2 protein-coding genes and 1 pseudogene are annotated in these 3595 nt (G+C 75.9%); 1 reads left to right on the top strand and 2 read right to left on the bottom strand.

The features are described 5' to 3' along the window. Window positions 1–527: 527 nt before the first annotated feature. Together ACFVS6_RS38380 and ACFVS6_RS38375 are read right to left on the bottom strand one after the other, a co-directional pair. Window positions 528–1481 (bottom strand): annotated as a pseudogene (locus ACFVS6_RS38380) (helix-turn-helix transcriptional regulator); the annotation flags it as partial. Between the two features lie 92 nt (window positions 1482–1573). Continuing rightward, complete coding sequence (locus ACFVS6_RS38375; RefSeq protein ID WP_389711165.1) at window positions 1574–2362, bottom strand: transglycosylase family protein; 789 nt, start codon at window positions 2360–2362, stop codon at window positions 1574–1576. A 292-nt stretch (window positions 2363–2654) separates the two neighbouring features. Between ACFVS6_RS38375 and ACFVS6_RS38370 the strand changes: the two genes are divergently transcribed. Further along, on the top strand, window positions 2655–3467 hold the full coding sequence (locus ACFVS6_RS38370) for a hypothetical protein (RefSeq protein WP_389711164.1): 813 nt from the start codon (window positions 2655–2657) through the stop codon (window positions 3465–3467). The last annotated feature ends 128 nt before the right edge of the window (window positions 3468–3595 follow it).

The raw sequence follows: 3595 nt of genomic DNA, 5'->3' as shown, positions 1-3595 counted from the left end.
CACCCCACCGCCGCGCACTCCCCCGCGCTGCGCCCCGCGGCGCACGCCCCGGTCCGGCCGCACCTGATCCGCTCCGAGCGCACCCCGGTCACCCCGGCCGGCAGCCGCCGACCGGCGCACACCGAGCGGGCGGGCAGCCGGGGCACTGCGGCCCGTCCGGCAGCGGGAGGCTGAGGACACCGCGCGGGACGGTACGCACAGCCTCCCCGCGCACACGAGGGCGGGCCGGTCACCTGACCGGCCCGCCTTCGTCGTTCATATGCCCGGCCCGTCAGCCTCGCGCCAGGATGTTCCTCCGTACCGGGTCACGCTTGTGTCACGGGTTGTCGACGGTCCAATGCCCGCCGGCCTCCGGCGCGCGAACCGCCGTCGGAGGCCTGCGGCATTGATTCCCGCCGCCCGCACCCCGCCACCGGAACCCCCTTTCGAATTCCGGTCGAGAACCGCCGAATTACCCTCGGACATTGGGTGGCGCCCCGCCCCGGGAAGCCCGGCATCCACCCTCAACTTTTGTCCGTTACGCCTTCCAGGGCGCGGGCCAGAAGGTCCCGCGCGGACCTGATCCGCTCGGTCAGCTCGACCGGTTCCACGACCTCGAACTCACAGCCGAGCAGCATCAGGTGAATCACCAGGACGTCGAGGCTGACCGCCCCGGTGCGCAACAGGCAGCTGTCCTCGTCGACGGGTTCCAGCACCCCGTCCGCCGGGCCGACGATCCCTGCCGCCTCCTGCGCGGGGATCCGCAGCCGCACCACCGCCTGGGCCGCCCAGGCCCGTTGCGAGATGCCCCGCGAGACGTACGCCGCGAGGTCCTCGGCCGGACCCGGCCGCGCGGGGAAGCGCGGGCCGTGCGGAGGCCGGGGCTCGATCCGGTCCGCCCGGAAGGTCCGCCAGTCCTCACGGTCGACGTCCCAGGCGACGAGGTACCAGCGCCGCTCGGTGCACACCAGCCGGTGCGGCTCCACGGTCCGCCGGCTGACGTTGCCCTCGTGGTCCCGGTATCCGAAGCGCAGCGTCTCGCGGTCCCGGCACACGGCGGCGAGCTCGGTCAGCACCGACGGGTCGACGGTGGAGGGGGCGGGCCCGCGCAGCATGGGCACGGTGAACTCGTTGAGGGTCGACACCCGTCGCCGCAGCCGCGACGGCAGCACCTGCTCCAGCTTGGCCAGGGCCCGCACGGAGGCCTCCCCGATCCCCTCGACGCCGTTGCCCGCCGCCGTCCGCAGACCCACGGCCACCGCGACGGCCTCGTCGTCCTCCAGGAGCAGCGGCGGCAGCTCGGCGCCCGCCCCCAACTGGTAGCCGCCGCCCGTCCCGGGGCTGGCGTTCACCGGATACCCCAGCTCCCGCAGCCGGTCCACGTCCCGGCGGACGGTGCGCGGCGTGACGCCGAGCCGGTCGGCCAGGTCGGCCCCGGTCCATTCGCGGTGGGCCTGCAGCAGGGACAGCAGGCGCAGCAGTCGTGCGGAGGTATCCAGCATCCCCGTAGTCTCGCCGACCCCTGCGGGGCCCGCGCCGGGCCCCGACGCTCCGTCCGCCCCGCCGACGCCAACCCGGGCGCGCGGGCCCGGGCTCAGCGCCCCGGTGCGGGGGCGGGGGCCCCGGGGACCGGTACCGACGGCTCGGGGGTCGGGACGGTTGCCGGGATCGGTGTCGGGGCGGGGGCCTGCGTCGGGGCCGGGGCGGGGGCGGGTGCCTGCGTCGGTGTCGGTGCGGGGGCCGGCTGTCGGTCGGGCCGGCGGGCGGGTGGCGTCGCCGGCGGGAGGGCCAGGAGCGCGCCCACCGTCAGGTGCTGCGGCCGCTCGCCCACCGTCGCCCGGTTCGCCTCGTGGAGCGCCCGCCAGCCACCGGGCACCCGGTGCTTGCCCGCGATCCCGACGAGGGTCTCCCCCGGCCGCACCACGTGCATCCGCCCCGCCAGCCCGTAGCGCTTCGAGCACACCGGCCAGGCCTCCCACCCCTGGGTGCCGAGCAGTTCCTCGGCGACGCGGATCTGTTGGGCGCGGGTGGCCAGGTCCGCGCGGGGCGCGTGGGCGAGACCGCCGTGGTCCTCCCAGGTCGGCTGCCAGAACTGAAGTCCCCCGTAGAAGCCGTTGCCCGTGTTCACCGCCCAACGGCCGCCGCTCTCGCAGTCGGCGACGCAGTCCCAGGGCCACTCGCCGCCCGGTCCGCAGTCCCCCGGGCCGTGCCCGATCACGCCGGGCGAGCCGGGGTGCGCGGCGCCCGCGGGTCCGGGTGCCGGGGGTGGCGGTGCGAGGGGGCCGGGAGCGGCGGCGACCGCCGGGCCCGACGGGAGGACGAGCACCAGTGCGGCGGCGGCCAGGGCCGCGGCCCACCGCATCCGAGGACGGAGGTCGGGCATCGGCTCACGCTACGCAGCGCCCGACCGGCGCCCGCCCCGCCACGCGGCGCACCCGTCGGCCCCACCCGTACGGCGCACCGACCGCCTCCACCGAAACGGCCGACGGTGACCATCAACTGCGCACACCCGGACAAGAGTTGGCACGAACGCGAAGCCCACCTCGGTCGGTTCACTCTTCCGGGTGTCAGGTTCGATTCCGTTCCCTCAAACGGCGTGACCCCGGCCGCCGATCCGGCGTTGAGCCCGGCGAGCCGGGAGCCTCCCGGCCTCCGCACGAATGAGGAGCCACCCCGTGCCGCGCATGCTCGACGTCAGTCTTGAGGTACGTGCCGAGATCGGTGACGAAGAAGCCGACAGGCTGCTCACCGGCGACGACGCCCCGCGCAGTTACGACTGCACCTCCTGCCGTACCCCCGGCGACCCCGAGAGCGACCCCACGAGCACGGTGCTGTTCGTCGGCGAGGAGACCGCCGTCCTCGCGTTCGCCCACGCCAACTGCATTCCCTCGCAGGTCGTCTCCGTCTCCGAGGAGCAGCTCCAGGGTGCGGTCCGCAGCATCACCGGGGACAGCCCGGCGCCCGCCCCGGCACCCGCCGGCGAGGCCCCGCAGGCCGTGCCCGGCGGCCAGGCCGTCCTCGGCATCACCAGCGGCCTGGTCCTGATCAACGGTGACCTGCACCCGGCGCTGGTCGTCGAGCCGACCGCCCCGATCGCCCGCCCCGGCACCACCGGCCCCGGCGACGACTTCCTGCCGCTCCTCATCGAGCAGGGCTTCATCCCGGTCACCGACACCTCCGAGGTGCCCTCGGCGCTGAGCGGCTGGTCCGTCCTGCTCGCGGGCGGCCAGCTGCACGCCGTCCTCCAGCCGGGCGTCGACGGCGGGCCCCAGGTGGCCTGGTGGCAGGCGCACCAGGCGCTGAGCGTCACCGACGGCTGGCGGGCCGCCGTGAACAAGACCCAGCGCGTGCTGATCTACGCCGCCCCGGTCGGCTCCATCGGCCAGCAGCCCCGCGAGGACCTGCTCCGCGACGCCCTGGACAAGGCCGCGAGCAACGGCAAGCTGGTCGCCGCCTCCATGCCCCTGGCCGGTACGCCGGGCGCCTGATCGGCCTTCCCGACCTTCCCCGCGGAAACGGCCGCCCGGCCCCTCACGGAGGGGCCGGGCGGTATGCGCCGGGGGTGGGCGGGGCGGGCCGCGCACCCCCCGCGGACGGCGTTTTACGCCCCCTCACC

Origin of the sequence: Streptomyces sp. NPDC057939, assembly GCF_042887545.1 — a bacterium.
In the GTDB taxonomy this organism is placed as follows: domain Bacteria; phylum Actinomycetota; class Actinomycetes; order Streptomycetales; family Streptomycetaceae; genus Streptomyces.
Note: the sequence above shows the minus strand (reverse complement) of the source record. Positions and strands in the feature narration are given on the sequence as shown.